General features: G+C 71.7%; 26 protein-coding genes and 1 pseudogene. 12 read left to right on the top strand and 15 right to left on the bottom strand.

What is annotated here, in order from left to right; genetic code table 11:
- From ACFYPN_RS27190 to ACFYPN_RS27180, 3 genes and pseudogenes are all read right to left on the bottom strand, one after another.
- Window positions 1–245: pseudogene (locus tag ACFYPN_RS27190) on the bottom strand (electron transfer flavoprotein subunit beta); the annotation flags it as partial.
- A 258-nt stretch (window positions 246–503) separates the two neighbouring features.
- Window positions 504–1,010 (bottom strand): flavin reductase family protein, encoded by a 507-nt coding sequence (locus ACFYPN_RS27185; protein ID WP_358761239.1) that lies wholly within the window; start codon window positions 1,008–1,010, stop codon window positions 504–506.
- Window positions 1,011–1,206: 196 nt separating this feature from the next.
- Window positions 1,207–1,533: a thioredoxin family protein gene (locus tag ACFYPN_RS27180; RefSeq protein ID WP_358761238.1), complete on the bottom strand. Its 327-nt coding sequence runs from the start codon at window positions 1,531–1,533 to the stop codon at window positions 1,207–1,209.
- Between the two features lie 218 nt (window positions 1,534–1,751).
- Here ACFYPN_RS27180 and ACFYPN_RS27175 point away from each other — a divergent pair, with 218 nt between their 5' ends.
- Window positions 1,752–2,474 carry a lysophospholipid acyltransferase family protein gene (locus ACFYPN_RS27175; RefSeq protein WP_358761237.1) on the top strand — a complete coding sequence of 241 codons (723 nt, stop codon included), beginning with the start codon at window positions 1,752–1,754 and terminating at the stop codon, window positions 2,472–2,474.
- 93 nt (window positions 2,475–2,567) lie between these two features.
- Here the strand turns inward: ACFYPN_RS27175 and ACFYPN_RS27170 are convergent, their stop codons facing one another.
- The 4 genes from ACFYPN_RS27170 to ACFYPN_RS27155 form a co-directional block, all read right to left on the bottom strand.
- Window positions 2,568–3,182 carry a transglutaminase family protein gene (locus ACFYPN_RS27170; RefSeq protein ID WP_389301771.1) on the bottom strand — a complete coding sequence of 205 codons (615 nt, stop codon included), beginning with the start codon at window positions 3,180–3,182 and terminating at the stop codon, window positions 2,568–2,570.
- A 107-nt stretch (window positions 3,183–3,289) separates the two neighbouring features.
- The gene (locus ACFYPN_RS27165) at window positions 3,290–4,351 is read right to left on the bottom strand and encodes a threonine aldolase family protein (protein ID WP_389301799.1); all 1,062 of its coding nucleotides are present in this window, start codon (window positions 4,349–4,351) and stop codon (window positions 3,290–3,292) included.
- Window positions 4,348–5,109: an SDR family NAD(P)-dependent oxidoreductase gene (locus ACFYPN_RS27160; protein WP_389301769.1), complete on the bottom strand. Its 762-nt coding sequence runs from the start codon at window positions 5,107–5,109 to the stop codon at window positions 4,348–4,350. Before ACFYPN_RS27160 ends, ACFYPN_RS27165 begins: the two co-directional genes overlap by 4 nt.
- 26 nt (window positions 5,110–5,135) lie before the next feature.
- Window positions 5,136–6,533: a DUF6421 family protein gene (locus tag ACFYPN_RS27155; RefSeq protein ID WP_358761234.1), complete on the bottom strand. Its 1,398-nt coding sequence runs from the start codon at window positions 6,531–6,533 to the stop codon at window positions 5,136–5,138.
- Between the two features lie 278 nt (window positions 6,534–6,811).
- On the opposite strand from ACFYPN_RS27155, the gene ACFYPN_RS27150 reads away from it, so the two are divergent.
- Complete coding sequence (locus ACFYPN_RS27150; protein ID WP_358761244.1) at window positions 6,812–7,447, top strand: glycerophosphodiester phosphodiesterase family protein; 636 nt, start codon at window positions 6,812–6,814, stop codon at window positions 7,445–7,447.
- Window positions 7,448–7,527: 80 nt separating this feature from the next.
- Here ACFYPN_RS27150 and ACFYPN_RS27145 read toward each other — a convergent pair whose 3' ends face one another.
- Window positions 7,528–8,091 (bottom strand): GNAT family N-acetyltransferase, encoded by a 564-nt coding sequence (locus ACFYPN_RS27145; RefSeq protein WP_358761233.1) that lies wholly within the window; start codon window positions 8,089–8,091, stop codon window positions 7,528–7,530.
- 246 nt (window positions 8,092–8,337) lie between these two features.
- Between ACFYPN_RS27145 and ACFYPN_RS27140 the strand changes: the two genes are divergently transcribed.
- From ACFYPN_RS27140 to ACFYPN_RS27120, 5 genes are all read left to right on the top strand, one after another.
- The gene (locus tag ACFYPN_RS27140) at window positions 8,338–8,922 is read left to right on the top strand and encodes a DUF5134 domain-containing protein (RefSeq protein ID WP_358761232.1); all 585 of its coding nucleotides are present in this window, start codon (window positions 8,338–8,340) and stop codon (window positions 8,920–8,922) included.
- A 139-nt stretch (window positions 8,923–9,061) separates the two neighbouring features.
- Window positions 9,062–10,000, top strand: coding sequence for a M56 family metallopeptidase (locus ACFYPN_RS27135; protein WP_358761231.1), 939 nt, complete (start codon window positions 9,062–9,064; stop codon window positions 9,998–10,000).
- Between the two features lie 140 nt (window positions 10,001–10,140).
- Window positions 10,141–10,854: an HAD-IA family hydrolase gene (locus ACFYPN_RS27130; protein ID WP_358761230.1), complete on the top strand. Its 714-nt coding sequence runs from the start codon at window positions 10,141–10,143 to the stop codon at window positions 10,852–10,854.
- A 116-nt stretch (window positions 10,855–10,970) separates the two neighbouring features.
- The gene (locus tag ACFYPN_RS27125; RefSeq protein WP_358761229.1) at window positions 10,971–11,162 is read left to right on the top strand and encodes a hypothetical protein; all 192 of its coding nucleotides are present in this window, start codon (window positions 10,971–10,973) and stop codon (window positions 11,160–11,162) included.
- A gap of 56 nt (window positions 11,163–11,218) precedes the next feature.
- Entirely contained in the window at window positions 11,219–11,743 is a 525-nt protein-coding gene (locus ACFYPN_RS27120) for a GNAT family N-acetyltransferase (RefSeq protein WP_358761228.1), read from the top strand.
- 170 nt (window positions 11,744–11,913) lie between these two features.
- Here ACFYPN_RS27120 and ACFYPN_RS27115 read toward each other — a convergent pair whose 3' ends face one another.
- On the bottom strand, window positions 11,914–13,398 hold the full coding sequence (locus tag ACFYPN_RS27115) for an LVIVD repeat-containing protein (RefSeq protein ID WP_389301763.1): 1,485 nt from the start codon (window positions 13,396–13,398) through the stop codon (window positions 11,914–11,916).
- 169 nt (window positions 13,399–13,567) lie between these two features.
- On the opposite strand from ACFYPN_RS27115, the gene ACFYPN_RS27110 reads away from it, so the two are divergent.
- Window positions 13,568–14,242 carry a DUF305 domain-containing protein gene (locus ACFYPN_RS27110; RefSeq protein ID WP_389301760.1) on the top strand — a complete coding sequence of 225 codons (675 nt, stop codon included), beginning with the start codon at window positions 13,568–13,570 and terminating at the stop codon, window positions 14,240–14,242.
- A 50-nt stretch (window positions 14,243–14,292) separates the two neighbouring features.
- Here the strand turns inward: ACFYPN_RS27110 and ACFYPN_RS27105 are convergent, their stop codons facing one another.
- The 4 genes from ACFYPN_RS27105 to ACFYPN_RS27090 form a co-directional block, all read right to left on the bottom strand.
- Window positions 14,293–14,619: an ArsR/SmtB family transcription factor gene (locus ACFYPN_RS27105; protein ID WP_389301796.1), complete on the bottom strand. Its 327-nt coding sequence runs from the start codon at window positions 14,617–14,619 to the stop codon at window positions 14,293–14,295.
- 146 nt (window positions 14,620–14,765) lie between these two features.
- Window positions 14,766–15,530 carry a class I SAM-dependent methyltransferase gene (locus ACFYPN_RS27100; protein WP_358761225.1) on the bottom strand — a complete coding sequence of 255 codons (765 nt, stop codon included), beginning with the start codon at window positions 15,528–15,530 and terminating at the stop codon, window positions 14,766–14,768.
- A gap of 110 nt (window positions 15,531–15,640) precedes the next feature.
- A complete protein-coding gene (locus ACFYPN_RS27095) occupies window positions 15,641–16,738 on the bottom strand; it encodes an NADH:flavin oxidoreductase/NADH oxidase (protein WP_389301755.1) in 1,098 nt (365 codons plus the stop codon).
- Between the two features lie 289 nt (window positions 16,739–17,027).
- A complete protein-coding gene (locus ACFYPN_RS27090) occupies window positions 17,028–17,432 on the bottom strand; it encodes a hypothetical protein (protein ID WP_358761223.1) in 405 nt (134 codons plus the stop codon).
- Window positions 17,433–17,698: 266 nt separating this feature from the next.
- Between ACFYPN_RS27090 and ACFYPN_RS27085 the strand changes: the two genes are divergently transcribed.
- From ACFYPN_RS27085 to ACFYPN_RS27070, 4 genes are all read left to right on the top strand, one after another.
- Window positions 17,699–18,787: a WD40/YVTN/BNR-like repeat-containing protein gene (locus tag ACFYPN_RS27085; protein ID WP_389301752.1), complete on the top strand. Its 1,089-nt coding sequence runs from the start codon at window positions 17,699–17,701 to the stop codon at window positions 18,785–18,787.
- Window positions 18,788–18,890: 103 nt separating this feature from the next.
- Window positions 18,891–19,568, top strand: coding sequence for a uracil-DNA glycosylase (locus ACFYPN_RS27080; protein WP_389301749.1), 678 nt, complete (start codon window positions 18,891–18,893; stop codon window positions 19,566–19,568).
- Window positions 19,565–20,632, top strand: coding sequence for a BadF/BadG/BcrA/BcrD ATPase family protein (locus ACFYPN_RS27075; RefSeq protein WP_389301746.1), 1,068 nt, complete (start codon window positions 19,565–19,567; stop codon window positions 20,630–20,632). The genes ACFYPN_RS27080 and ACFYPN_RS27075 overlap by 4 nt, the downstream gene beginning before the upstream one ends.
- Window positions 20,633–20,765: 133 nt before the next feature.
- Window positions 20,766–21,689: a hypothetical protein gene (locus tag ACFYPN_RS27070; RefSeq protein ID WP_358761219.1), complete on the top strand. Its 924-nt coding sequence runs from the start codon at window positions 20,766–20,768 to the stop codon at window positions 21,687–21,689.
- A 65-nt stretch (window positions 21,690–21,754) separates the two neighbouring features.
- Here ACFYPN_RS27070 and ACFYPN_RS27065 read toward each other — a convergent pair whose 3' ends face one another.
- The gene (locus ACFYPN_RS27065; RefSeq protein ID WP_389301743.1) at window positions 21,755–22,810 is read right to left on the bottom strand and encodes a lactonase family protein; all 1,056 of its coding nucleotides are present in this window, start codon (window positions 22,808–22,810) and stop codon (window positions 21,755–21,757) included.
- Between the two features lie 247 nt (window positions 22,811–23,057).
- The gene (locus ACFYPN_RS27060; RefSeq protein ID WP_389301794.1) at window positions 23,058–24,530 is read right to left on the bottom strand and encodes an FUSC family protein; all 1,473 of its coding nucleotides are present in this window, start codon (window positions 24,528–24,530) and stop codon (window positions 23,058–23,060) included.
- Between the last annotated feature and the right edge of the window lie 915 nt (window positions 24,531–25,445).

The following is a 25,445-nucleotide window of genomic DNA, read 5'->3' as shown; positions in this document are numbered from 1 at the left end:
TCCGCACCCATCGACAACGCCTTGCGCAACGCGTCCTTCGCATCCTCCGGACCCACCGTCACCACGGTCACCACGGCATCGTCCGCCGCATCCGCGATCTGCAACGCCTGCTCGACCGCGTACTCGTCCAGCTCCGACAGCAGACCATCCACATCCTCACGGTCCACCGTCAGATCATCGGCGAACCCCCGGTCACCGGTCGCGTCGGGCACGTACTTCACACAGACAACGATCCTCAAGCTCACGCCGGCTCTCCTACTGCATCGTGAATTTCTGGGCTGCCTCGGTTGCTCGCAGCATAGGCGCCCCGGGAGGCGGTTTCCCGGTCAGGACGACCGGCACACCGAGCGAAATATTACTCGCCAGTACACCCTTCACGTACCCGGTAAGCAAGCGCTTGGTACTGTGATGTGGCCAACGCGGTGACCCTCGGGCGTGCGGGGCCGGACCACGCCGGATCGGCGGGTCCCGGCGTCGGGACCGGCCCCGCGGCAGCACTGGGGTCAATCGCGCAGCGAGGTGAAGCAGCCCGCGTGGTAGACGAGCGGGCGGCCGCCACCCTCGGGGTCACCGGCCTCGACCTGCGCGATGACGATGCGGTGGTCGCCCGCAGGAACCCGGGCCACCACCCGGCAGACCAGCCATGCCACCACTCCGCCGAGCACCGGCACGCCCTCGGGTCCGTGGTGCCAGTCGGTGCCCGGCCCGAAGCGGTCGGCACCGGATCGGGCGAAGGTGGCGGCCAGCTCGGCCTGGTCCTCCGCGAGTATGTGCACACCTATGTGCGTGGCCTCGGCGACCACCGGCCAGCTGGAGGACGAGGTGGCCACACCGAAGGAGATCAGCGGCGGCTCGGCCGCGACGGAGCTGAGGGAGGTGGCGGTGAATCCGACCGGCTTCCCACCGGAGGCGGTGATCACGGCGACTCCCGCGGCATGCTGCCGGAAGACCGAGCGGAGCAGCTGGGGGGAGGCGGGGACGGCGGTACGGAGTGCGGGAGAGACCGTCATGGAATTGTCCTTCTGCGAGTCGGGTGTACAGGGCCGTAGGTGCTCAGGCACCCGGACAGCGCGCACTCGCGTTGCGTGCCAGGTCGACGTGGACCCGGCCGTAGAGAAGGAGTTCCGGTGGCATAACGTCAGACTGACGATGCGTGACCGCCACCGTCAAGTGCGTATCGCCATGTGGAAGAAGTGTCACCGCCCGTCACACCGCCCGACCGAGCGCGGCCACCACGTCGACCGTGCGTGGCTGTCCCGTCGCGCGGCGCACGATCGCGCCCCGGGCGTCGAGGACGAGGACGGTCGGGGTGCTGCGGATGTCCAGCCGACGGACGAGAGTGAGATGCGCCTCGGCGTCGATCTCGACGTGGGCGACCCCCTCGACCATGTCCGCGACCTCGGCGAGCGTCCGGCGAGTGGCGCGGCAGGGCTGGCAGAACGCGGTCGAGAACTGCACCAGCGTCGCCCGTTCGCCGAGTTCCGCGCCGAGTTGGGACGCGTCCAGCCTCTGCGTATCCGTCCCTCTGTCCACCGTCGTCCTTCCGTCGGAGTTCCCCGCAGGACGTCAGCACCGGGGGGCGGCGGCGCATTCCCGGCAGCGGCACGTGATGAGAATCTCGCCGCCCGGCACCATCGGGACTGGCCACCGCGTCGCACATGGGGCACCATCGCCACAATGCCGAAAACCTACGGCTGCGTAACTTCCGCCGGGAGAACCCTCCCAGGCGCAGAAGAAGGAGTCTTCTCCAGATGGCAGAACTCGTCTATCGACCGGTCATCGGCGCCGCTCGCACCATGTTCAAGGCGCTCGACCTGAAGATCGACACTCAGGGTTCGGAGAACATCCCGAGAACCGGTGGCGCGGTGCTGGTCAGCAACCACATCAGTTATCTCGACTTCATCTTCTCCGGCCTCACCGCCCTGCCGCAGAAGCGGCTCGTCCGGTTCATGGCCAAGGAGTCGGTGTTCCGGCACAAGATCTCCGGCCCGCTGATGCGCGGGATGAAGCACATCCCGGTCGACCGGAAGCAGGGCGAGGACGCCTACGCGCACGCGCTGGCCTCGCTGCGGTCCGGCGAGATCATCGGGGTCTTCCCCGAGGCCACCATCTCGTCGTCCTTCACCCTGAAGAGCTTCAAATCGGGCGCCGCCCGGCTGGCCCAGGAGGCCGGTGTTCCGCTGATCCCGATGGCGCTGTGGGGCACCCAGCGGATCTGGACCAAGGGCCACCCGCGCAACTTCCGGCGGAGCCACATCCCGGTGACCATAAGGGTCGGTGCTCCGGTCGAGGCTCCGACCGACCAGTACGCGGGCGCCATCACCCGCCGGCTGCGCGAGGCGGTCCAGGAGCTCCTGGAGGCCGCGCAGCGCGCCTATCCGGTACGCCCGAAGGACGCCAGCGACACCTGGTGGGTGCCCGCGCACCTCGGTGGTACGGCTCCGACCGCGGCGGAGGTCCGCGAGCGCGGCTGATCCGCGAGGTGAGCGGTCCGCCCGGCCGACGCGCGAGTCGCGCGTCGGCCGGAGCGCGCCGGACCTGAGCGCGCGGGGTCAGAACGCGCCGGGTCAGAACGCGCCGGACCTGAGCGCGCCGGGCAGCGTCTCCCATAGGTGGTGCCGGTCCCTTGCCCGCCGGAGCACCCCCAGCACCTCGGGGTGGGGGGTCGCGTACAGGTGGGGGTAGTCCTCTCCCCCGAAGGCCGGGTGCACCGGCCAGGCAAGCCGTTCGTGGTCGAGGGAGAACCGCGCGTCGACACCGGGCTTGTTGCCCCGCGCGTCGACCCGGGCCCAGCGTTCCCGGCCCGGGAGCCGCAGGGCGACGAGCCCGTGCACCATGGGGACGTCGTCGGCCGTGTCCACGAGCCTCTGGTAGCAGAGCGCGGCGGGAATGCCCGCGAAGCGCAGCAGGGCGGCGAGGGCGTGGGATTTGGCATGGCAGATGCCGTTCCGGGTGGCCAGGACGTCGGAGGCGCGCCAGGCGACCCGTAGGTCCCCCGAGTCGGCGGAGTGCGGGATGGTGTCGCGGACGAAGGTGAAAGCGGCCTCGGCGTATGTGCATGCGTCGCTGGCCTCGGCGCCGAGGCGTCGCGCAGTCTCGCGCACGTACGGATGTTGGTGGTCGATCGCCTCGTCCGCCGCGAGATAGGCGTTGAAATCCGGGTTCACCTGAATCAGTTCCATGCGCACCGAGCGTAGGAGCGCGGCCGACCAGAAACAAATACTTTTCCGGTCGGCCGCATTTTCATGCAGACAGGGTCCCACTGCCGCTGCACCACGGGCGCAGTTCTTCAGTTCTTCAGTTCTTCGGCGAGCGCCTCGATGAAGGCGTCCACCTCGCTCTCCCGCGTGTCGAAGGCGCACATCCAGCGGACGTCGCCCGCCGCCTCGTCCCAGAAGTAGAAGCGGAAGCGCTTCTGGAGCCGCTCGGCGACCTCGTGCGGCAGCCGGGCGAAGACACCGTTGGACTGGACGGGGTAGATGATCTCCACCCCGTCCAGGGCGCGGACGCCTTCGGCGAGGCGCTGGGCCATCGCGTTGGCGTGCCGGGCATTGCGGAGCCAGAGGTCGCCCGCGAACAGCGCTTCCAGCTGCACGGAGACGAAACGCATCTTGGAGGCGAGCTGCATCGACGTCTTGCGCAGGTGCTTCATCGCGCGGACCGCGCCGGGGTTGAGCACCACGACGGCCTCTCCGAAGATCGCGCCGTTCTTGGTGCCGCCGAGGGAGATCACGTCGACGCCCGCATCGGTGGTGAAGGCGCGCATCGGCAGGTCCAGGGAGGCCGCCGCGTTGGCGATCCTGGAGCCGTCGAGATGGACCTTCATCCCGAGCCCATGGGCGTGGTCGCAGATCTCGCGGATCTCCTGAGGGGCGTACAGAGTGCCGAGTTCGGTGCTCTGGGCGATCGAGACCACCTGGGGCATCGCTCGGTGCTCGTCGTCGAAGCCGAATGCCTGACGGTCGATGAGAGCGGGCGTCAGCTTGCCGTCCGGGGACGGAACGGTGAGCAGCTTCAGTCCGGCGACGCGCTCCGGGGCCCCTCCCTCGTCCACGTTGATGTGCGCGGACTCGGCGCAGATCACCGCGCCCCAGCGGTCCGCGAGGGCCTGGAGGGCCAGTACGTTGGCCCCGGTTCCGTTGAACACCGGGTAGACCTCGGCGGACTCGCCGAAGTGGCCGCGTACGACGCCCTGGAGGTGGTCCGTGTAGGCGTCCCCGCCGTACGCGACCTGGTGGCCGTCGTTGGCGAGGGCGAGGGCGAGCAGGATCTCCGGGTGGGTACCGGCGTAGTTGTCACTGGCGAAACCGCGGATCTCCGGGTCGTGGTGACGACGGGCGTCGGTCCTCAGGGTTGCGGAGTCAGCCACAAGCGCTTTCCGTTCACATCGGGGGCGGGTCGTTCCCAGACGCCGACGATGGCCTCGGCCAGTTCCGTCACGTCGGTGAATCCCGCGAATTTCGCAGTCGGGCGCTCGGCGCGCATCGCGTCGTGCACCAGTGCCTTCACGACCAGGATCGCAGCAGCGGTCCTGGGCCCTTCCTCGCCCCCTGCCTTGCGGAAGGCGTCGGCGAGGGCGAGTGTCCACGCCTCGGCAGCGGCCTTCGCCGCCGCGTACGCCGCGTTTCCCGCAGTGGGCCGGGTCGCGCCGGAGGCGCTGATCAGGACGTAACGTCCCCGGTCGCTGCGTTGCAGGCCGGCCTGGAAGGCGAGCGAGGTGGACTGCACGGTGCGGACGAGCAGTTTCTCCAGCGCGTCCCAGTCGGAGAGGTTGGTCTCGGCGAAGGTCGCGCTGCCGCGCCAGCCGCCGACCAGGTGGACCAGACCGTCGATCCGGCCGAACTCCGTCTCCGTCTTGTCCGCCCACTCACGGGCGGCGGCAGGGTCCAACAGGTCCACTGTCTCGCCGGTCACGCTGGCCCCACCGTGCGCGTACCGCGCCGCGTCCACCGCTTCGGCGAGCCGCTCCGGGTGTGCGTCCGCCCCGACGACCGTCGCGCCGGCCTCGGCCAGGCGGAGCAGCGTGGCACGGCCCGCAGGACCGGCCGCACCGGCCACCGCGATCACCGCGCCCTCGAGTGGGCCTGTTCCGCTACGGACACCGTTCATGGCCACCGCCTCCTTGGGACCCTCGCTCACGCGGCCACCCGCTCGGCGCTCGCCCCGGTGATCCCCACCGTGGACGCGATCACGTGCTTCAGCTTCTTGGAGAGCGCCTCATAGAACATGCTCAGGGGAAACTCGTCCGGAAGCACGTCGTCCACGAGCTTGCGCGGCGGTTGTGTCAGGTCCAGCGCGTCCGGGCCCTTGGCCCAGCGCGAGCCCGGGTGCGGGGCGAGGTACTCCGCGACCAGGTCGTAGGCGGCGAACCAGTGGACCAGCTTGGGGCGGTCGATTCCGTCGCGGTAGAGCTTCTCGATCTCGCCGCAGAGCTGGTTGGTGATCTGCGGGGCGCGGTCCCAGTCGATCTTCAGGGTGTTGTCGGTCCAGCGGACCACTTCGTGCTTGTGGAGGTAGGCGAAGAGCAGCTGGCCGCCGAGGCCGTCGTAGTTGCGCACCCGCTCGCCGGTGACGGGGAAGCGGAACATGCGGTCGAAGAGGACGGCGTACTGGACGTCGCGGCCCTGCGGGAAGCCGTCGGCCTCCAGTTTCACCGCCTCCTTGAAGGCGGTGAGGTCGCACCGCAGCTCCTCCAGTCCGTACATCCAGAACGGCTGACGCTGCTTGATCATGAAGGGGTCGAACGGCAGGTCGCCGTGGCTGTGGGTGCGGTCGTGGACCATGTCCCAGAGGACGAAGGCCTGCTCACAGCGCTGCTGGTCGCCGACCATCTCCTCGATGTCCGCCGGCAGCTCCAGGCCGAGCAGATCGACGGCGGCCTCGGTGACCCGGCGGAAGCGGGCGGCCTCGCGGTCGCAGAAGATGCCACCCCAGCTGAAGCGGTCGGGGGCCTCGCGCACGGCGATCGTCTCCGGGAAGAGCACCGCGGAGTTCGTGTCGTAACCCGAGGTGAAGTCCTCGAAGGTGATGCCGCAGAAGAGCGGGTTGTCGTACCGGGTTGCCTCCAGGTCGGCGAGCCATTCGGGCCAGACCATGCGGAGGACGACGGCTTCGAGGTTGCGGTCGGGGTTGCCGTTCTGCGTGTACATCGCGAAGACGACGAGGTGCTGGAGACCGTCCGCCCGGTTCTTGGCCGGCTGGAAGGCGAGCAGGGAGTCCAGGAAGTCCGGTACCCCGAAACCGTCCGCGGCCCAGCGGCGCAGGTCACCGACGAGGGCGCGGTGGTAGGCGGCGTCGTGCGGGAGCAGCGGGGAGAGCTCCTCGACCGCGCCGACGACCCGGTCGAGGGTGGCGCCCACGACGGCGACACCGGGGACGCCCTCGGCCTCGAAGTCGATCGAGCCGTCCTTGGACTGCCAGGGCCTGATCTCCTCCACGGCGTTCCTGAGCACCGGCCACGCGGGGTGGTCGACCACCCGCTCGGCGGCGGTCGCACCGCTGCCGGGGACGTCGCGTACCAGAATTTCCGTCATAGCCGTTTCCTCCACAGAGCCTCGCATCCGGCGAGCGTATCCGGGCAGAGTTCCCCAGGACAAGTGAGATCCAACAAATTGTCCTGCGGACTCCCATGGTCACCGATGTTTTTCCTGCATCTCCTCGGAACCACGTTACTTCTGTCACTCGTGTCGTGCCGTGTCGAGGGCTGGGTAGATTCGCCCCGGCAGCCGGGCCGGTGCAAGGATTGCGGCCGGGCCACGTGAGCGATCAGGAGAGTGCCTTGTCCTTCGTCACCATCGGTCACCGCGGGCTCATGGGCGTCGAGCCGGAGAACACACTGCGGTCCTTCGTCCGCGCGGAACGGGCGGGGATGGACGCCGTCGAGCTTGATCTGCACCTGAGCAAGGACGGCGCCCTGGTGGTGATGCACGACGCGGAAGTGGACCGTACGACCGACGGAACGGGCCGGATCGCGGACAAGACGCTGGCGGAACTGCGTGAGCTGGACGCCGGGCAGGGCGAGCGGGTGCCCCTCTTCGAGGAGGTGCTCGACGCGGTGGGTTCGCCGGTCCAGGCGGAGATCAAGGACGCCGCGGCGGCCCGGGCCCTGGCCGAGGTGATCACCCGGCGGGGCCTGGCGGGAAGGGTGGAGGTGTCGTCCTTCCACGACGAGGCGATCGCGGAGACACGACGGCTGCTGCCGGGCGTGCCGACCGTGCTGATCGCGAGCCGCTGGGGCCCGGACGTGGTGGAGCGGGCCCGGGTGGCGGGCGCGGCAACGCTCGCGCTCAACATCCGGCGGCTGACGCTGGAGACCGTGGAGCAGGCGCGCGGCGCCGGGCTACGGGTCATCGCCTGGGTGGTGAACACACCCGAACACCTTGCACTGGTCAGGGCGTTCGGCCTCGACGGGGCGACGACGGACCGCCCGGAGATCCGGGGCGCCTGAGCCCCGCCGTACGGGGCGAAACGCCGGCGGCCCCGCCGAAGAACACGACGGGGCCTCCGGAGAGCGAGAAACCTGAGGGGCTACTGCTCGTCGTCCCGGAACTCCTTGACCAACAGCTCGAATTCGATGTCGTCGCGGAGCGGGGTCCCGAAGCGCTCGTCGCCGTAGGGGAAGGGGCTCATCCGCCCCGTGCGGACATATCCGCGGCGTTCGTAGAAGGCGATCAGCTCGGCGCGCAGGGTGATCACGGTCATCTGCATCTCGGTGACGCCCCACTCCTCGCGGGCCATCCGCTCCGCCTCGGCGATCACGGTCTTGCCGAGACCGAGGCCCTGCTGGCCCGGGCGGACCGAGAACATTCCGAAGTAGGCCGCGTCACCGCGGTGTTCGAGCTGGCAGCAGGCGACGATCACCCCGTCGCGCTCGGCCACGAGCAGTCGTCCGCCGGGGGTGGCGATGATCTCGCGCACCTCCGCCTCATCGGTCCGCCGGCCTTCGAGAATGTGCGCCTCGGTGGTCCAGCCGTTGCGGCTGGACTCACCCCGGTAGGCGGACTCGACCAGCTCCACGAGGGCGGGCGCGTCGGTCTCGGACGCGTCGCGGAAAGTGAGCCGGTGCGTGACGCGCGGCGGGGCGATCTCCATGGAACGGTCTCCGTTTCTCCGCCTGCGGCAGCTGCCCTCGGGCCCGCCCGCCTGGCGGTGCTCTGCTTCGACGCCGGACCTCTGCTCGGGCGTCGCGCACGAGCGTAACCCGTTCACCGGAGGCCACCACGAACCCGGTCACTCCCCCGTGTGCACCCCGCGCACCACCGTGCGCCGGGTTGTCGCAGAGGCACGCGGGGAATCGAGTACGGGACAGCTTTGGCACACCGGAGGGGGAGGTGCGCTGTGCACGGACCGGCGCTGTCCGGCTGGCTGCTCCTGGTGCTGTGCACGGCGACGGGCGCCTACTGCCTGCTGCGTGCGCGCGCCGGTACCGGGGAGGAGCGGCGAGCCGCTCACGCCGAGGCGCTCATGGGGTTCGGCATGGCTGCGATGGCCGTCCCGGCCGCCCTGCTCACGCCTCCCGCGTGGGCCTGGGCGGTGTACGCCGTGCTCTTCGGCGGAGCCGCCCTTCGGTCCTCCTGGGCGGCGCGTCGGGGCGGACACCATCTCCACCATCTGGTCGGCTCGCTGGCCATGGTCTACATGGCCGTCGCGATGGCCCCCGGCGCCGGAACCGGCCCGCACGCGGGGCACGGCGGAGGGCCTTCGGGCGCGAGTGCGGGCCTGCCGCTGCTGACCGGGGCGCTCCTCCTGTACTACGCGCTCTACGTCCTGGGCGCCGCCGGACGCCTGATACCCGCGGCCGGAGGTACGGATTCGGGCGGCGGGGGCCTGGGGGCCGGGGGCTGGCGCGCCCGGCCCGAACTGGCACTCGCCTGTCGGGTGACGATGGGCCTGGCCATGCTCGCGATGCTGGCGGGCCTCTGACGGGCCCGCCCAGCTGCTCCCCGCGCGGGCCCGACCCCGGCGCCGTCCGGCGCTCTTCCATGCGTCCGTGCGCCGTGGCGTACGTCACTTGACGGCCAGAGCCGTATCAACGCGTACCGCCCGCTCATAGGCTGACCGCATGTTGGTCTCCTTCGCCCTGCTGGCGCTCGGCGCACTGACCGCCGTGGTGGCTCCCCGCCTGATGGCGCGGGCCCGGTGGCCGGAGCGCGAGCCCGTGGTGGCCCTCTGGGTCTGGCAGTGCGTGGTGGCGGGGGTGCTGGTCTCGTTCGCCCTGTCGATGACGTTCAGTGCGGCGGCTGCCTGGCAAGCGGTCCGGGGCCATGTCTTCGCCCCGGCCCCCCGCTCGGTGGTCGAGGCGTATGCACTGGCCGGTTACGGCCCCTGGGCGGCGGTGGTGGCCGTGGTGCTTGCCCTCGGAGGCGTGTGGAGCGGGGCGATGCTGCTGCGCGAGGTACGCCGTGCGCGCAGGCGTCGGAGGCTGAGCCGCGCGGAACTCCTGGTCCGCTCTCCGCTGTTGGACGGCGAGGAGCCCGGCGACGAGCGGCTGGTGATCCTGGAGGGACCGCGCCCCGACGCGTGGTGGCTGCCCGGCTCGACCCCCCGGCTCATCATCACCACCGCCGCTCTGGTCCGGTTGAAGGGCCGTCAGCTGGACGCGGTGCTCGCCCATGAACAGGGCCACGCCAGGGCTCGGCACGACTGGCTGCTGCACTGCTCGGCCGCCCTGGCCAACGGCTTTCCGCAGGTACCGGTCTTCGCCGCGTTCCGTGACGAGATGCACCGGCTGGTCGAACTGGCCGCCGACGACGTGGCGTCACGGCGCTTCGGCCGGCTGACGACCGCCCTCGCGCTGGTCGGACTCAACGAGGACCGGGGCGTCTTCGACCCGCGCCGCTCCCGGGATGGGCAGGTGCCGCGCCGGGTGAACAGGCTGCTGGAGCCGGTGGAGCGGCTCACCGCGGGCCGCCGGTTGCGGCTCACCGCGGCGGCCGCGATGGTGCCGGTCGTCCCCCTGCTGGTGGCGTTCGCACCGGCCCTCGGTGCGCTGCGCCCGTAGGGCGTGTTGCGAAAGAAGCGCCGCCCGCCCGGGCCGCGTTCTCGGTCGCGGGCCGGACGGCGTTCCGCTCGCGGTCCGGTCGGGGCTGGAACCGGGTGGGGAAGTTGTCACACCGATCCTGAGCGCGGCAGGATCGCCCCATGACGATCAAGGGCGTGCTCTTCGACTTCTCCGGGACCCTCTTCCGCATCGAGTCGGTCGCATCCTGGCTCCGCGCCGTCCTCGACGAGCAGGGCGCGGCGACCGAAGGGGAGAGCTTCGACCGGTACGTGACCGAGCTGACGGACGCCGGAGCGCTGCCGGGCGGGCCGGGTCCCCTGCGCGTACCGGCCGCCCTGGCCGGGGCGTACGCGAGGCGCGACGAGAGCGCGGAGCTGCACCGGGCCGCTTACACCGGGCTGGCACGGGAGGTCGAGCTGCCCGGCGAGGGTATCTACGACGCGCTCTACGCACGCCACATGTCCCCGGACGCCTGGCTCCCCTACCCGGACGCGGCGGACGTGCTGCGCGGCCTGCGGGCGAACGGCACGGCGGTCGGGGTGGTCAGCAACATCGGCTGGGACCTGCGCCCCATTTTCCGGGCCCATGGGCTGGACGAGTTCGTGAACACCTACGTCCTCTCCTTCGAGCACGGGGTGCAGAAGCCGGACGCGCGGCTCTTCCGCACGGCCTGCGAGCGGCTTTCCCTGCGTCCGGAGGACGTGGTGATGGTCGGTGACGACCGCCACGCGGACGGCGGCGCCGCCGCACTGGGGTGCGGGGTGCGCTTCGTCGACCACCTGCCGGTGACCGAGCGGCCCGACGGCTTGCGGCGCCTGGGGCTGCTGAAGGACGCGTGCGGCGGAGCGATGTGAAGTCCGCGGCGTGAGGTACGGCGGGTGCCAGGGGGGCGGTGTGAGGTACGGCGGGTGTGAGATGTCCCGCCCGCTCGGCGGTGGGATCGCCGGAATCGGCCCCGTAGCCTGGAGACATGTCCCGTCTTCCTACCTCGTCCTCGTCATGTTCCGTCCGTCCCGCCGCGGTGATCAACCAGGAGATCCGCGACCTGCTGCAGCGCTCGGACGGCCTCGTGCTGTCCGCCGCGGACGAAGCGACGTACCAGGGGCTGCTGGTCGAATGGGCCGCCGCGACGGGTACGAGCACCCGGCGGACGGCGGCCTGAGCCGCGGGCCGGTGCCGGGGGGGTGCCCTCGCCGGACCCCGTGCGACCCTTCGGGGATGAATAACCGCCCCCTGGCTCTTCGCTCCCTGCGTCTGTCCGGCGCCGCGGTCACCCCCGCGCACGGCCTCACCGGCCTCCTCGCCGCCTACCACCTGCGCACCCAGGAGGAGAAAGGTCTGGGCGTCGCGAGCCCGGAGGATCTTCCCGAGCGATATCTGTCCGAGATCCGGTGCCCGGCCACCGCGTTCGCCGGCGACCTCGTCCTGCTGGCCCTGCACGACGGCACCCCCGTGGGGTGCGTCATCCTGACCGCCGCGGACGGGGACGGCCGCTCGGAGATCAAGCGGTTGTGGGTCGGCCCCGCCCACCGCGGCGGCGGCGTGGCGTCCGGGCTGATCCGGGAGGCGCTCGCGGCGGCGGCGGAGAACGGCGTCCGTACGGTGCGTCTCTCCGTCTGGAACTGGCGGACCGGTGCGATCGCACTGTACGTCCGCCACGGCTTCACCGCCGTCGAGTCCTGGGAGGACCGACGCGAGCTCATCTGTTTGGAGCATCGCGTCGGCCACCGGAAGCTGATCTGACTCCGGCGATCCCCTGCGCCGCCGGAATCAGCGGACTCCAGCATCGCCCCGTACCCGGCACCGGTCAACGCGATTACTCGCGGTCACCCGACGGGTGCGGCGCGGCGCGGTCCGTCGGGCCGTGACCCGGCGGACCGCCTGCCGGCCGCTGCCGATGGGACGGTGCTGTGTCAGCGGTCGAAGTAGTCGGGCTGCGTCTGGACATTCAGCTCGTCGAGCCTGACCCGCTTCGCCGGGTCGGTCCGCCGGTCGTGCAGGGCCAGGACGTCCAGGCCCTTGGCGATGTCGTTGGAGTAGATGTAGCCGTTGTAGTAGTACGCCGACCAGGGGCCGGCCGTGGTGACGGCGTCGAGGGTGACGGGTCCACGCTCGAAGTAGGCGATCTCCGCGGGCTTGCTGGAGTCGGTGAAGTCCCAGACGGAGATGCCGCCCTGGTACCACGCCTGGACCATCAGGTCCCGGCCCTCGACGGGGATGAGCGAGCCGTTGTGGGCGACGCAGACCTCGACATCGGCCTGGGGGCGGTCGATCTTGTAGTAGCTGCGGAAGACCAGCTTGCGGTGGTCGCCCTTGCCGACGATGTCGTAGATGCCGTCGGCGCCCCGGTTCGGTCCGATCTCCTCGTTGCAGGTGGCCGCACCGCCGCCGCCGAGCTCGTCGGTGAAGACGACCTTGTGGGCGTCCTGGTTGAAGGTCGCCGAGTGCCAGAACGCGAAGTTCACGTTGTCCTCCACCCGGTCGATGATCTTCGGATTGGCCGGGTCCTTGATGGAGAACAAAAGGCCGTCACCCATGCAGGCGCCCGCGGCGAGGTCCTCCGAGGGCAGCACGGTGATGTCATGGCAGCCGGTGGTCTTCGAGACTCCGGGGTTGTCCGGGGCTCCCGGGTTGCCGCCGTCCGGGAAGAGCACCGGGAAGTTCACGATCCGGGCCTGCTCGGGCGCCTTGCGGGGCACCTTGATGACGGAGATCCCGTCGTGCGGCGGCTGGCAGTCCGGGAACGCCGCGTTGGGCGAGTAGGAGGAGACGTACACGTACACGTCGTTGCGCTTGGGCACGATGGTGTGGGTGTGCGAGCCGCAGGCGGTCTCCACGGAGGCGACGTACTCGGGGTGACGCTTGTCGCTGATGTCGAAGACCTTGATGCCCTCCCAGGAGGACTTCTCGGTGGCGGGCTGGGTGGTGCTGGCGCAGGAGTTGTCGCTGCGCGAGGAGTCGGTGGAGAGGAAGAGCAGGTTCCCGGAGACCGAGATGTCGTTCTGCGAGCCGGGGCAGAGCACTTGGGCGACGGTCTTCGGCTTCTTGGGGTTGCTGATGTCGAAGATGCGGAAGCCGTCGAAGTTGCCGGCGAAGGCGTACTTGCCCTGGAAGGCCAGGTCCGTATTGAGGCCCAGCAGAGCGTCCTTCGGCACGTTGGCCAGGTGCTCGATGTTGGCGCTGTGGACGATCTCGTCGACGCCGGGTATGCCGCCGTTCGTGATGGCCGCTTCCGCTTCGGCCCGGGTGTCCGCCGACACGGCGGTGGCGGCGGAATCGCCGGGTCCGGGTGACGCGACAGCGTTGGTGGCCGTCAGCAGCGTCGCGAGGAGACCGGCCACGGCGGCTGCCACGCCCAGTCGTCTCCGTCGCACGCGGGTGGTGTGAAACAGGGTCACTGCATCCTCCCTTGATTCCGTTCGGGGTCGAACGGTTCTCGGTGGGTGGAAGTATGGCTTCTCCCATGTACACATCAACAGACGGCAACAAAGACGTAATGAAAGGTTCCGAGCAACCTGGCGTGGAAGCGTGCTAGTTGTTGGTCGGAAACACTCGAGAACACTCCCATTGGCAACGGAGGCCCCCGTGCTGTTCGACCGACAGACGATCCGTCCGGGCGCGACAGTCATCGCCGTGGCCGTCCTCGCCTCCATGCTCGCCCTCTCCTCGTGCGATGCGGAGGAGGAACCGTCGTCCCGGAAGACCACCGGCCAGGGCGTCGTCGCCCCCGGGAAACCGGGCGAGGAGGCGAGAACCCTCACGGCGGACGAGGCGCGGAAGGAGACGGTCGCCGACACCCCGAACTCCGCCGACTTCCGGTACGTGCAGCGCATGATCCACCACCATGAGCAGGCCCTCGTCATGACGGAACTGGCCGAGCGGCACGCCGCCTCGGCATCGGTGCGAAGGCTCGCCGCACGCATCTCTGCGGGGCAGAGGCCGGAGATCGAGGCGATGCGAGGTTGGCTGAAAGACAACGACGGCGAGGAGCGTGCGGCACACGATCACGCCGCGATGCCCGGCATGGCGACCGAGGCGCAGTTGGCGCGGCTGGGGGCCGCGCGGGGCAAGGCGTTCGACGAGCTCTTCCTCAGTCTGATGATCACCCATCACCAGGGGGCCATCACCATGGCGACGGAGGCGCTCACCGACGGCAACAACGTCCGGGTGGAGGAGATGGCTACCGATGTCGCCGCCCAACAGGCCGCGGAGATCGACCGGATGCGGGCGCTGCGGGCCTGACGTGTCGCCGGGAGGCACGGAAGGGCCCGCGCCCGCCGGTCAGACGCCGGTCAGGCGCCGGTGAGCCGCTCGGCCTCCTGGTCGGCGGCCAGCAGGACGCAGTCGAGGAGCCCCGGGAAGAGCCTCTCCAGGTCCTCGCCGCGCAGCTCGTTCAACTTCGCGGTACCCCGGTAGATCTGGTGGATGACCCCGCTCTCCCGCAGCACGCGGAAGTGGTGCGTCAGGGTGGACTTGGCGACCGGAAGCTCGAAGTACGAGCAGGCCAGCCCGGCCCGGGCGACGGCCATCTGCCGGACGATGCGGAGCCGTGTCGGATCGGCCAGGGCATGGAGCACGTGCTCCACCCTGATCTCCTCCAGGGAGGGGTGCGCGAGCACACGCGCGCCGCCCGCAGTCGTCGGGCGCCCCCGGGTGAGGGACGCGGCCGGGACGACGGTGTCGCTGGCGGGGGTCACTGTGTGCTCCACTTCGTCCGAGGACCTCCATGGTACGGAATACGCGGAGGGGGGGTGCCTGGTACGGATCATCGTGCGGTGGCCACCACGAGCCCGGCCCGCGGGGTTCCGTCCGGCCGGCTGCCCAGGGCCGCGAGGGGGCTCAGGTGGACCGAGAACCCGGTGGCCGCGAGGTCGGTGAGCACGTCGGGCAGCGGGAACGTGCGGTAGTACATGACGAACCGCGGGCGCCACAGGGCGTTGCGGACGCGCATCGCCGCGTCGAACCCGAGGAGCGCCCAGTAGGCGCGGGAGCCGGGGGTGAGCGGGGCGCCCACCGGGAAGACGAACCGTCCGCCGGGCCGGAGCGAGGCGTGGACCTGGGCGAAGAGCGTGGGGCGTTCCCTGGGCAGGAAGTGGCCGAACGCGCCGAGGCTCAGGGCGACGTCGAAGACCGGCGCGAAGGGGAGAGCCCTGGCGTCGGCCCGCACCCAGTCGACCGCGGGTCCGGGCGGCCCCGCGGAGTCGGCCGGTCCGGCCGGTACCGCCTGGGCCATGGCCGGCGAGGACCTGCCGACGGCGAGCATGCCGGCGCTGAAGTCGACGCCGGTGACCCGTTCGTGGCAGACCTGGCGCAGCACGCCGAGGCCCGCGCCGGTGCCGCAGCAGACGTCCAGCCCGCGGGCGAACGGTCCGAGCGGCCGGAGCGCGCCGGTCATGGCGTCGAGGACGCGGTCGGGGGTGCGGTAGGGCGAGTGGTCGAACTTCGGGGCGAGCAGGTCATAACCACGCTCGGTCGAGGAGAGCGCCTGGACGGCGAGTTCGCGGAAGGTCGGGCCCTGTGTGGTAGCCATCGCGGCCACCCTACCGAGGCACCCAACGCTTCCCCGGCCTCCGCCCCGCCACGGGTGAAGGCGAGTTCCCGGCACGGCGGCGGGGCGGGCGGGCCGGGGATGCTCACGGGTCAGACGGAGCGGCCGTACTGGGGCGGGATACGTACGTCGCCGCCGAATTCGCGCGCCGCGCTGCGGGCGAAGTAGGGGTCGCGCAGGAGTTGGCGGCCGATGAGGACGGCGTCGGCCTGTCCGTCGACGATGATCTTCTCGGCCTGTACCGGTTCGGTGATCAGGCCGACCGCGGCGACCGGCAGCCCGGTCTCAGTCCGTACGCGCTCGGCGAAGGGGACTTGGTAGTTGGGGCCCACGGGGATCGCGGCGCGGGGTGCGTTGCCGCCGGTGGAGACGTCGAGCAGGTCGACGCCGTGCGCCTTGAGGTCGCGCGCGAGGCGGACGGTGTCATCACCGGTCCAGCCCTCACGAGGGTCGTCCGCGTTCTCGGTGAGCCAGTCCGTGGCGGAGATACGGAAGAAGAGCGGCAGCTCCTCGGGCCACACCTCCCGTACGGCGTCCACGACTTCGAGCGCGAGGCGGGTGCGGTTCTCGAAGGAGCCACCGTACGCGTCGGTGCGGTGGTTGCTGTCCGGCGAGAGGAACTGGCCGATCAGGTAGCCGTGGGCGCCGTGGATCTCGACGACCTTGAAGCCCGCGTCGAGTGCACGGCGGGCAGCGTCGGCGAACTGCCGCACCACGTCACCAATCTGATCGACCGTCAACTCGGCCGGAACCAGGCTCTCTTCGTCGAACGGGAGCGGGCTGGGTCCGAGCGGCTGCCAGCCGCCGTCCGCCTCGGACAGTGCGCCGCCGCCGAGCCAGGGCGCGGTGGTCGACGCCTTGCGGCCGGCGTGGTTGAGCTGGATCCCGGGGACCGTCCCCTGACCGGCCAGGAAGGAGGTGATCTTCCGGAACGCCTCCACCTGGCGGTCGTTCCAGATACCCAGGTCCGCACCGCTGATGCGGCCCTCGGGGCTGACTCCGGTGGCCTCCACCAGGACGAGGCCGGCGCCGCCGACCGCCCGGGACGCGTAGTGCGCGAAGTGCCAGTCGTTGGGGACGCCGGCGTCCGGACCGGTGGGTGCCGCGCTGTACTGGCACATCGGCGGCATCCAGACACGGTTCGGTACGGTCACCGACCGCAGGACGTAGGGCTCGAAAAGGGCGCTCACGCCGGACTCCGTTTCGCAGGGACGACCGCGCCGCCGGGCGGGCCGCCGACGGCACGATGGGTCGTCCCGCAGTTCCGGTGGGTGCGCGACGGATGGCGGGACAGCCCTTTGTATGAGATCCACCGTACTACGACGATCGGCGAACTATTCAGAGGTCCTCACGGCGTTCGTGCAGCCGTCACGCGCCGCGTCCGGCGGCCCGGCAGGTCCGGCTGCCCGGCGGCCCGGCAGTCCCGCGGGAGGGAGACCACCGCGCACTCCCCGCACCGCGTCCGGCGGGCCGTGTGCCTCACCCTTCCACCCGCAGCCGCCGGCGCAGGGTGATCGGTGTCGCGGCTTCGTAGACCTGCGTCCAGCTCCGGCCGGCCCCGGACGTCCAGGAGACCTGGACGGTCGCCCCCTCGACCCTGGCGCTCTCCACGGTCATCACCCGCGGACCGTCCCGTACATCGCCCCGCAGCAGTTCGTCCGCCCGTACGGTGACGGGGCCGGCGGGACTGGCACGTTCCACGAGGTCGGCCGCGGCGAGGAGCGCAGCCGCGAGCTCCCGGGCCGCCACCGGCGTGGCCCCGAGGTCCAGGCGCCGGTCGGGGGCCCCGATCCTCAGCCCGATCAGGAGCGGATCTCCCGGGGTGCCGGGCTCCACCTCCCAGGCGGCCGTACGCCCGTCGGCATCCTCGAACCCGCTGCTCATCCTCGCGCCCCGCTCCTGTTCCGGGGCCGCGTGATCTGCGTACCGGGCCCGCCCCGGCATTCCAGCACATCCGTACCACCGGGCGGGCCGCCCGTCTCCGCACCCCCGGCGGCCCCCGTACCCAGCCCGTACCCAGCCGCCCCCGGCCGTCGCGCGCGCCCTCGGGGACACGCTCCGACCCGCGCGTGCCGCGCTGCGGGACGCTCCCGGCGCACAGGTGCAGACTGGCGCGTATCCGGCACCACGGCGTCTCGGGAGGTCCGATCATGACTGACGTTCTGCTCACGGTAGGCACGCGCAAGGGGCTCTTCATCGGGCGCAGGCGCGGGGGGACCTGGGACTTCGGTACCCCTCACTTCAACGCGCAGGCCATCTACTCGATCGCCGTCGACACCCGGGGTCCGGCGCCGCGACTGCTGGTGGGCGGGGACAGCTCGCACTGGGGGCCGTCCGTCTTCCACTCGGACGACCTCGGGGAGACCTGGGCGGAGCCCACCCGGCCGGCGGTGAAGTTCCCGAAGTTCACCGGGGCCTCCCTGGAGCGGGTCTGGCAGTTGCAGCCGGCCGGGCCCGAGGCGCCGGACGTGGTCTACGCGGGGACCGAGCCCGCCGCCCTGTTCCGCTCGGAGGACCGGGGCGAGTCCTTCGAGCTGGTCCGCGCGCTCTGGGAGCATCCGACGCGTTCGCGCTGGGTGCCCGGCGGCGGGGGCGAGGGACTGCACACCATCCTCACCGACCAGCGGGACGCCCGGGCCGTCACCGTCGCCGTCTCCACCGCGGGCGTCTTCCGGACCAGCGACGGCGGCGAGAGCTGGGAGCCCGCGAACAGAGGCGTGAAGGCGGTCCACCTGCCCGACCCCGAACCGGAGTTCGGTCAGTGCGTGCACAAGGTCACCCGCGACGCCGCCGATCCCGACCGCCTCTACTTGCAGAACCACTGGGGCGTCTTCCGCAGCGATGACGGGGGCGGCCGGTGGACGGACGTCGGGGCGGGCCTGCCCTCCGATTTCGGGTTCGCCGCGGTGGCCCATCCTCGCCGGGGCGGGACCGCCTACATCTTCCCGATCAACGCCGACATCGACCGGGTGCCGGCGCAGCACCGCTGCCGCGTGTTCCGTACCACCGACGGCGGTTCGAGCTGGGAGCCGCTCTCCCGGGGGCTTCCGGAGGGCGACCACTACGGCACGGTGCTGCGCGACGCGCTCTGCACGGACGGCGGCGACCCGGCGGGGATCTACTTCGGCAACCGCAACGGCGAGGTGTTCGCCAGCGCCGACGACGGCGACAACTGGACGCAACTCGCCGCACACCTGCCGGACGTGCTCTGCGTCAGGGCCACGACGCTGACGCCGTGACCGCCGGCCGGGCGCCGGGCGCGGGGTGTGACCGCCGCCGGGCGGGAGCGCTTACCGGGCGGGCAGTTGATCGTCCCGGGCGTACGCCCAGTAGAGTGCGCCCGTGGCAGCACGACCGTTGACAGAAATCATCGAACCCGGCTGGGCCGAGGCCCTCGAACCGGTGGCCGGACGCATCGCGGCCATGGGCGACTTCCTCCGTGCGGAGATTGCAGCGGGCCGCACCTACGTCCCGTCCGGCGCGAACGTCCTCCGGGCGTTCCGGCAACCCTTCGCCGACGTAAGGGTCCTGATCGTCGGTCAGGACCCCTACCCGACACCGGGTCACGCGATCGGGTTGAGTTTCGCGGTGGCGCCGGACGTGCGTCCGGTGCCGGGGAGCCTCGAGAACATCTTCCGCGAGATGCAGAGCGACCTCGGTGCGCCCCGGCCGTCCAACGGTGATCTGACGCCCTGGACGCGTCAGGGGGTGCTCCTGCTCAACAGGGCCCTGACCACGGCTCCGCGCCGTCCGGCCGCCCACCGCGGCAAGGGCTGGGAGGAGGTCACCGAGCAGGCGATACGGGCACTCGTCGCGCGCGGCACCCCGCTGGTCTCGGTGCTCTGGGGCGCCGACGCCCGCAGGCTGCGACCGCAGCTGGGCGACTACCCGGCGATCGAGTCCGCGCACCCTTCCCCCATGTCGGCGGACCGCGGCTTCTTCGGCTCGCGCCCGTTCAGCAGGGTGAACGAGCTCCTTGAGCGCCAGGGGGCGCAACCGGTGAACTGGCAGCTGCCGTGACCCCGGGCGTCGGCGCGTACGTGGTCGGGGTGGACTCCGGTGGGTCCGGGCTCCGCGTCGCGCTCGCCGCCGCAGGAACCTCGGCCGGCGCGGCGGCCCCCGCGGCGTCGACCGTGTGCCCGGAGCCCGTACGCACCGGCCCCGACGGTATCGACGCCGACCATCTGCTGGGCCAGCTCCTCCCTGCAGTCGACCGGTTGCTCCATGAGGTCACCGGGGTGCGGGCGCCCGGCGGCGAGGTCAGCATCGCGGCGCTCGCGGTGGGCGCCGCGGGCATGGCGACCCTGGGCGACCACTTGCGCGCCCGGCTCCCGCAGGCGCTCGCCGCGTCGCTCGGCGTCCGCGTGCTGGCTCTCGCGGCGGACGGGGTGACCGCGTACGCGGGCGCGCTCGGGCAGCGTCCGGGCGCCGTCGTCGCGGGCGGCACCGGCATGATCGCGCTCGGTACCGATCTCGGCGAGTGGCGGCGCGCGGACGGCTGGGGCCATCTGCTGGGTGACGGCGGGGGCGGCGCATGGATCGGCAGGGAAGGCCTGGACGCCGCTCTGCGCGCACACGACGGCCGGCGCGGCGGCTCCCCCGCGCTGCTGGCGCGGCTCCGGGCCGTGTTCGGCCCGGCGACGGAACTCCCGGGCCTGCTCTACCCCCGCGCCGACCGGCCGGCTCTGCTCGCCTCGTTCGCGCCCGAGGTCGCCGCGTGCGCGGAGGAGGACGCCGTAGCCAGGTCGATCCTGCGCCGAGCGGCCGCGCACATCGCCGAAGCGGCCGCGGCCGTGTGCCCCGGCGCGGTAATTCCTGGAACCGGGGAACATACCACTGCCTCCGGCGGGGAGACCGTCGAAGTAGCTCTTACGGGTGGCCTGTTCCGCATGGGTGAACCGCTCCTCGGGCCACTGCGCGAGGAGTTGCGGGAGCAGCTGCCGCACGCCGCCCTCGTGTCCGCCGCGGGAGACCCGCTCGCCGGTGCACTCCTCCTCGCACGGGCGCTGGCCTGGTCGGACCTTCGGCTGCCCCACCATCCGACCCTGCTGCACATCGTCGGCGAGGGTTCGGGGGCCGGCTGAGGGGCACGCGTGGAGGGGAGACAGAGCGGGGCAGTTGACGGGTACGTCACTCATCGGACATAAGGGGACAGATAACGCCCAGCTGTACCCTCCCTGAACGAGGGGGCAACCAAAACCAGTAGCATGCGGCGCCATGAGCACCCCCACTGGGCCCGCTTCCGGCCTGCCTGTACGAATGCCGCGACCTCGCCAGTCCGGACGGCACCGCCGCCCGGAGCCCGTGGTCGCACCCGAGGGCGCTGCCGCGCTCGTCCTCGCCGTTCCCGGTACCCCTTCCCCGACCGCCCGCAGCGTGGCCGAGGAAGTCATCAGCATCGCCCGTTCCGAGCTGCCCGGCCTCAACGCGGTCATCGGTTACCTCGAAGGCGATGACGCCGAGTTCCCGGCGCTCTCCTCCGTGCTCGCCCAGTGCGCCGCCGAGCGCGTCGCGGCGTACGAGCGGGCCACCGCCGTCGGGCGCGCGGTTCCGGTTCCCGAGGGGCCGTCCGCCGTGGTGGTCCCCCTGCTCGCGGGACCCGACAGCGCCCTGGTCCGCCGGATACGGCAGGCGGTCATGGAGAGCGGTACGCAGGTCGAGCTGACCGAGGTGCTGGGCCCGCACCCGCTGTTGGCCGAGGCGCTGCACGTGCGTCTTGCGGAGGCTGGTCTGGCGCGGGCCGACCGTGCCCGGCTGTTCACCGTCGCGACCGCCGCCGACGGCATCGTGCTGGCCACGGTGGGCGGCGACGAGGCCGTGAAGGCCGCCGGGATCACCGGCATGCTGCTGGCCGCCCGGCTGGCCGTGCCCGTGATGGCGGCGGCGCTGGACGTGGAGGGTTCGGTGTCCTCGATCGCGGACCAGCTGAAGAACTCCGGCTCCGCCCAGCTCGCGCTGGCGCCCTACCTGGTGGGACCCGAGGTCGACACGGGCCTGCTGGACGCGGCGGCGAAGGAGGCGGGGTGCGCGACGGCGGAGCCGCTCGGCGCCTACCCGGCGATCGGCAAGCTCGTGCTGTCCCTTTACGCCTCGGCTCTGGGCATCTCGCCCGCGATGGCCCAGGGCGTTCCGGCGCTCTGATCACGCGCCCGCACCTGTGCGGTGCGTACCCGCTCCCGGGCGGGTACGCGCCGCTCAGGCGTGTGTCAGACCAGGAGGACGCAGGAGGCGGCCGGTGCGTCGATCGAGCCCGCGTGGCGCGGTACACCGGTCTCCTGGTCCACGGCGAACCAGCTGACGTTCCCGGAGCGCTCGTTGGCCGCGTACAGCCACTGACCGGTGGGGTCGAGCGTCAGATCGCGCGGCCAGTTACCGCCGCAGGGGACGGATGCGACCAGCTGTGCCTTACGGCCCGTCTCGTCCAGGGTGAGCACGGAGATGCTGTCGTGGCCCCGGTTGGCGGTCCAGACGAACCTGCCGTCGACGGAGACGACGACTTCCGACGGGTACGTGCGGTCCGGGTCTCCGGCTGCCTCGTCGGGGAGCACCGGAACCTCGTGGAGCGGTTCCAGCACGCCCGCGGCCGCGTCCCACCGGCAGACGGTGAGGGTCGGCTCCAGCTCGTTCAGTACGTACGCGTGACCGCCCGCCGGGTGGAAGGCCAGGTGGCGGGGGCCCGAACCGGGGCGCAACGCGGTCTCCCCGTGCGGACGCAGTTCGCCGGTGACCGGGTCGACGGCGCCGATGTACACCGAGTCGGTGCCGAGGTCCACGCTGAGCAGCCACTCGCCCGACGGGTCGGGCAGGACCTGGTGTGCGTGCGGCTCCGTCTGGCGTTCGACGTCGGGGCCGCTGCCCTCGTGCTGTTCGACGCAGACGGCGGCACGCAGCGACCCGTCCTCCCGGAGCGGCAGCACGGTGACGCTGCCGGAGCCGTAGTTAGCGGTGACCAGGTGGTTCGCCGCGAGGGTGAGGTGGGTCGGTCCGTCGCCGTTCACCGCGCGCAGGCAACCGCCGATGAGCCGGGGCACCTCTCCCCCGATGTCGAGCGCGGCAGCCGCACCGTCGGAGGCCTCGCTGACGGCGTAGAGGATCGTGCCGTCGGCCGATGCCACGAGGAATGACGGATCGGGGACGGTGTCGGTCGAGCCGACCACCGTGAGCGCGCCGGTCTCGCGGTCCACCTCTGCGACGGTGATGCCCTGGCCGCCGTTGGTGGTGAAAGACCCTATGAACGCCCGCCCGGCGCTGTTGCCGCTCATCGCGCTACCCCTTTTATGCCCGTACCTGGTGTTTAGGTGCGGGCCGTGCGGTCCGCACGGCCGACGGTAGCAGGCGCTCCCGGCCCGGCAGGGCCTGGCACGGGCCGATGGTGCCGCAGGGGCGGGATGACGGAGAGCGCGGCGGGCACCGCCGGAGGAGTCCGGCGGGCCGGCTCCGGACCCGAGGGCCGCCTCGGCGCCGTGTCTCCCCGGGCCGGGGTCGCCGCCCGGCCCGTTCGGGTACCGCTCAGGCGCTCGCCGGCGCCGGCTCGGCCCTCCGGAGCGGCACGGCCAGGTCGAGGAGTGCCTGCTCCAGCGCGTGGAGATGGGCGAAGACCGGTTCGGTGTGTACCGGCGCCGGGGTGGGGTGCGGAGCGTGCCCACGGCGGCGGACCAGAACCGGCGGATCGGTGAGCGCCTCCACGGCGGCCTCCACGCGCCAGCAGGCGGCGGCGAGCCGTGCGTCGTGCGATGCCTCCGGGTCGGCGGCGACGGAGGCGAGTCCGCGCACCTCGCGGGCGCAGCCGTCGAGGAGGGAGAGCACCTGGTGCGCCCGCCTCTTGCGCGCCCTCATCGGGCTCAGTGGATGGACGAGCGGTGCCAGCGAGAGCCGTACGCGGCCGAGGATGGCCTCCAGTTCGGCCACCAGGGGCGCCGGGTCGGCGTCGGCGCCACCGGCGAGCCGGGCCGTGGCCTCGGCGGTGCAGGCGTGCACACAGCGCAGCGCCCGTGCCACCCATGCCTCGGTCACGGAGTGCGTGGTCACCGGCAGGACCAGCAGAACCGCCAGGACGGCGCCCACTGCGCCGATCGCCGTCTCGCCCGCCCGCAGGACGAGCAGCGCCGGGTCGAGCACGCCGAGCAGCCCGTACAGCATGCTCGCCATGACGGTCACCGCGAGCATCATCCAGGTGTACGAGACGGCCGCGGTGTAGAAGATGCCGAAGACGCTCAGCGCGATGACCACCGCTGCCGCGACCGGCCGGTCGTGCAGCGGTACGGCGACGGCGAAGCCGATCCCGATGCCGATCACCGTCCCCAGGACCCGCCTGAAGCTCCGCACCACCGTCTCCCCGCGCGAGGTGGTGGCGACGAACACCCACCAGGTGGCGCCGACGGCCCAGTACCACCTCTGGTCCGACAGCACCTGTCCGGCCGCGAGCGCGAATCCGGCACCGGTGGCCGCCTGTACGGCCTGCCGTGTGGTGATCCGCGCGAGCCCCTTCCCGCCGGCCGGGGCGGGCACCGGCGCCGCTACCGGCATCCGCCGCTCGTAGCACCACGCCCCGAACCGGACGGCCGACGAGGCGGCCACCGAGAGCAGCACGGCTCCGGACAGTTCCGGGACCCGGCTCGGCGCGACGTGCAGGAACTGCGCCATGAAGCAGGTCATGAAGGCGAACACCCCGAGCGAGTGACCGCGCGGCCCCCACCGTCGCGCGTACACCCCGCCCCCCACGGCGGCGAGGAACACCAGGTCCCGGGCGATCGGCACATCGTGCAGGACGGCGGCGAGCACCAGCACCGGCAGGCCGACGACGGGGAGCAGCGCGGTCGTCAATGCCTGCCCGCGCACCGTGGGATCGCCGACCGTGAAGAGTGCGAGCAACGCGGACAGCCCGCCCGCGACGGTGGCGTTCAACGAATGTCCGGTGACCCCGCACACCACGACGGCCAGCCCGATGCCGAGCACGGCCCGGCTCGCGAACCGCAGCCGCATCCGCCCGGGATCCGGTGCCACGAACGCCCTCCTCAGCACGGTGCCCCACCCTTCCGTCTCCACTTGCATGAGCCAGGTCTGCGCGAAGCCGTACGGGGCCGTTCGAGCCTGTACGCGCGCACGAGAAAGGCGCCGCGGTCCCCCTACCGGAGTCCCGCAGCGCCATCGCTCCACTCATTCCACCATTCACCTGACCGACGGTTCAATCGGCGACGGAGTGAGTGGTCCAACGGCTTACCTTTTCGCGGATGTGCTGGGCCATGACAGAGCCAACGGTTCACCACGGGGACGCGGCCAGTCCGGTCGGCCCTGCGGGCGGCGGCATGGCCCTCAGCCGGCGGACGGCCTTCCGCGCGCAGCGGTTCTCTGCGTGGCGGACCGGGACGTGGCGGCCCGGGCCGGTCTGGAGGTGCCCATTCGGCCGGTATGGCCCGAATTCTGACCCGTTACAGCCCTCGCACGAACTGGGGACCTTGGCGTGACCCTGCCCAAACAGGACCGGTTCATCGGGGTGGACAGTGCCCTCAACGCCCGGAAAAGGTCTTGACCACTGGATCGCTGACGGCCGCCCCGCCCGCGCCCGGATCCCGGACCTCTGGGAACTCGCGGTGGCGGATTCTGACCGGTGGGCGGTTCCCGCACACCGCGCGGGAGCCGCGAGGGCCTTGGTCATGTGCCGCAGACCGGTTGCCGACCGCCACGACGTCGGCGGCGACGGTGAGGTGGGGGGTGTACTGCCGGTACACCCCCCACCGGTAACTCGCTCGCCGCGCGGAAAGCGGGTTACCTGGAAAGCGGGGCACTTCCCGGCCGCGGCGCGACGGCGCGGCGGCCGGGTTTCCCCCCATGGACATCGGCGGCGAGAGCGAAGGCGCCGCCGGCGCCCCCCCGGCACGTCGTACGGGCACCAGCGGC

Origin of the sequence: Streptomyces sp. NPDC005576, from assembly GCF_042871745.1 — a bacterium.
Lineage (GTDB): Bacteria > Actinomycetota > Actinomycetes > Streptomycetales > Streptomycetaceae > Streptomyces.
The sequence above is the reverse complement of the archived record's forward strand: the minus strand, read 5'-3'. Positions and strand labels throughout refer to the sequence as shown.

What these genes read in the sequence shown, in the direction of transcription:
- ACFYPN_RS27145 (WP_358761233.1), bottom strand. Translation starts at nt 8,091, where the DNA reads ATGGAGATCGCCCCGCCGCGCGTCACGCACCGGCTCACTTTCCGCGAC.
- ACFYPN_RS27170 (WP_389301771.1), bottom strand. Translation starts at nt 3,182, where the DNA reads ATGGAACTGATTCAGGTGAACCCGGATTTCAACGCCTATCTCGCGGCG.
- ACFYPN_RS27185 (WP_358761239.1), bottom strand. Translation starts at nt 1,010, where the DNA reads ATGACGGTCTCTCCCGCACTCCGTACCGCCGTCCCCGCCTCCCCCCAG.
- ACFYPN_RS27090 (WP_358761223.1), bottom strand. Translation starts at nt 17,432, where the DNA reads ATGAGCAGCGGGTTCGAGGATGCCGACGGGCGTACGGCCGCCTGGGAG.
- ACFYPN_RS27175 (WP_358761237.1), top strand. Translation starts at nt 1,752, where the DNA reads ATGGCAGAACTCGTCTATCGACCGGTCATCGGCGCCGCTCGCACCATG.
- ACFYPN_RS27130 (WP_358761230.1), top strand. Translation starts at nt 10,141, where the DNA reads ATGACGATCAAGGGCGTGCTCTTCGACTTCTCCGGGACCCTCTTCCGC.
- ACFYPN_RS27065 (WP_389301743.1), bottom strand. Translation starts at nt 22,810, where the DNA reads ATGAGCGGCAACAGCGCCGGGCGGGCGTTCATAGGGTCTTTCACCACC.
- ACFYPN_RS27100 (WP_358761225.1), bottom strand. Translation starts at nt 15,530, where the DNA reads ATGGCTACCACACAGGGCCCGACCTTCCGCGAACTCGCCGTCCAGGCG.
- ACFYPN_RS27150 (WP_358761244.1), top strand. Translation starts at nt 6,812, where the DNA reads ATGGGCGTCGAGCCGGAGAACACACTGCGGTCCTTCGTCCGCGCGGAA.
- ACFYPN_RS27135 (WP_358761231.1), top strand. Translation starts at nt 9,062, where the DNA reads ATGTTGGTCTCCTTCGCCCTGCTGGCGCTCGGCGCACTGACCGCCGTG.
- ACFYPN_RS27120 (WP_358761228.1), top strand. Translation starts at nt 11,219, where the DNA reads ATGAATAACCGCCCCCTGGCTCTTCGCTCCCTGCGTCTGTCCGGCGCC.
- ACFYPN_RS27155 (WP_358761234.1), bottom strand. Translation starts at nt 6,533, where the DNA reads ATGACGGAAATTCTGGTACGCGACGTCCCCGGCAGCGGTGCGACCGCC.
- ACFYPN_RS27125 (WP_358761229.1), top strand. Translation starts at nt 10,971, where the DNA reads ATGTCCCGTCTTCCTACCTCGTCCTCGTCATGTTCCGTCCGTCCCGCC.
- ACFYPN_RS27060 (WP_389301794.1), bottom strand. Translation starts at nt 24,530, where the DNA reads ATGCGGCTGCGGTTCGCGAGCCGGGCCGTGCTCGGCATCGGGCTGGCC.
- ACFYPN_RS27070 (WP_358761219.1), top strand. Translation starts at nt 20,766, where the DNA reads ATGAGCACCCCCACTGGGCCCGCTTCCGGCCTGCCTGTACGAATGCCG.
- ACFYPN_RS27085 (WP_389301752.1), top strand. Translation starts at nt 17,699, where the DNA reads ATGACTGACGTTCTGCTCACGGTAGGCACGCGCAAGGGGCTCTTCATC.
- ACFYPN_RS27160 (WP_389301769.1), bottom strand. Translation starts at nt 5,109, where the DNA reads ATGAACGGTGTCCGTAGCGGAACAGGCCCACTCGAGGGCGCGGTGATC.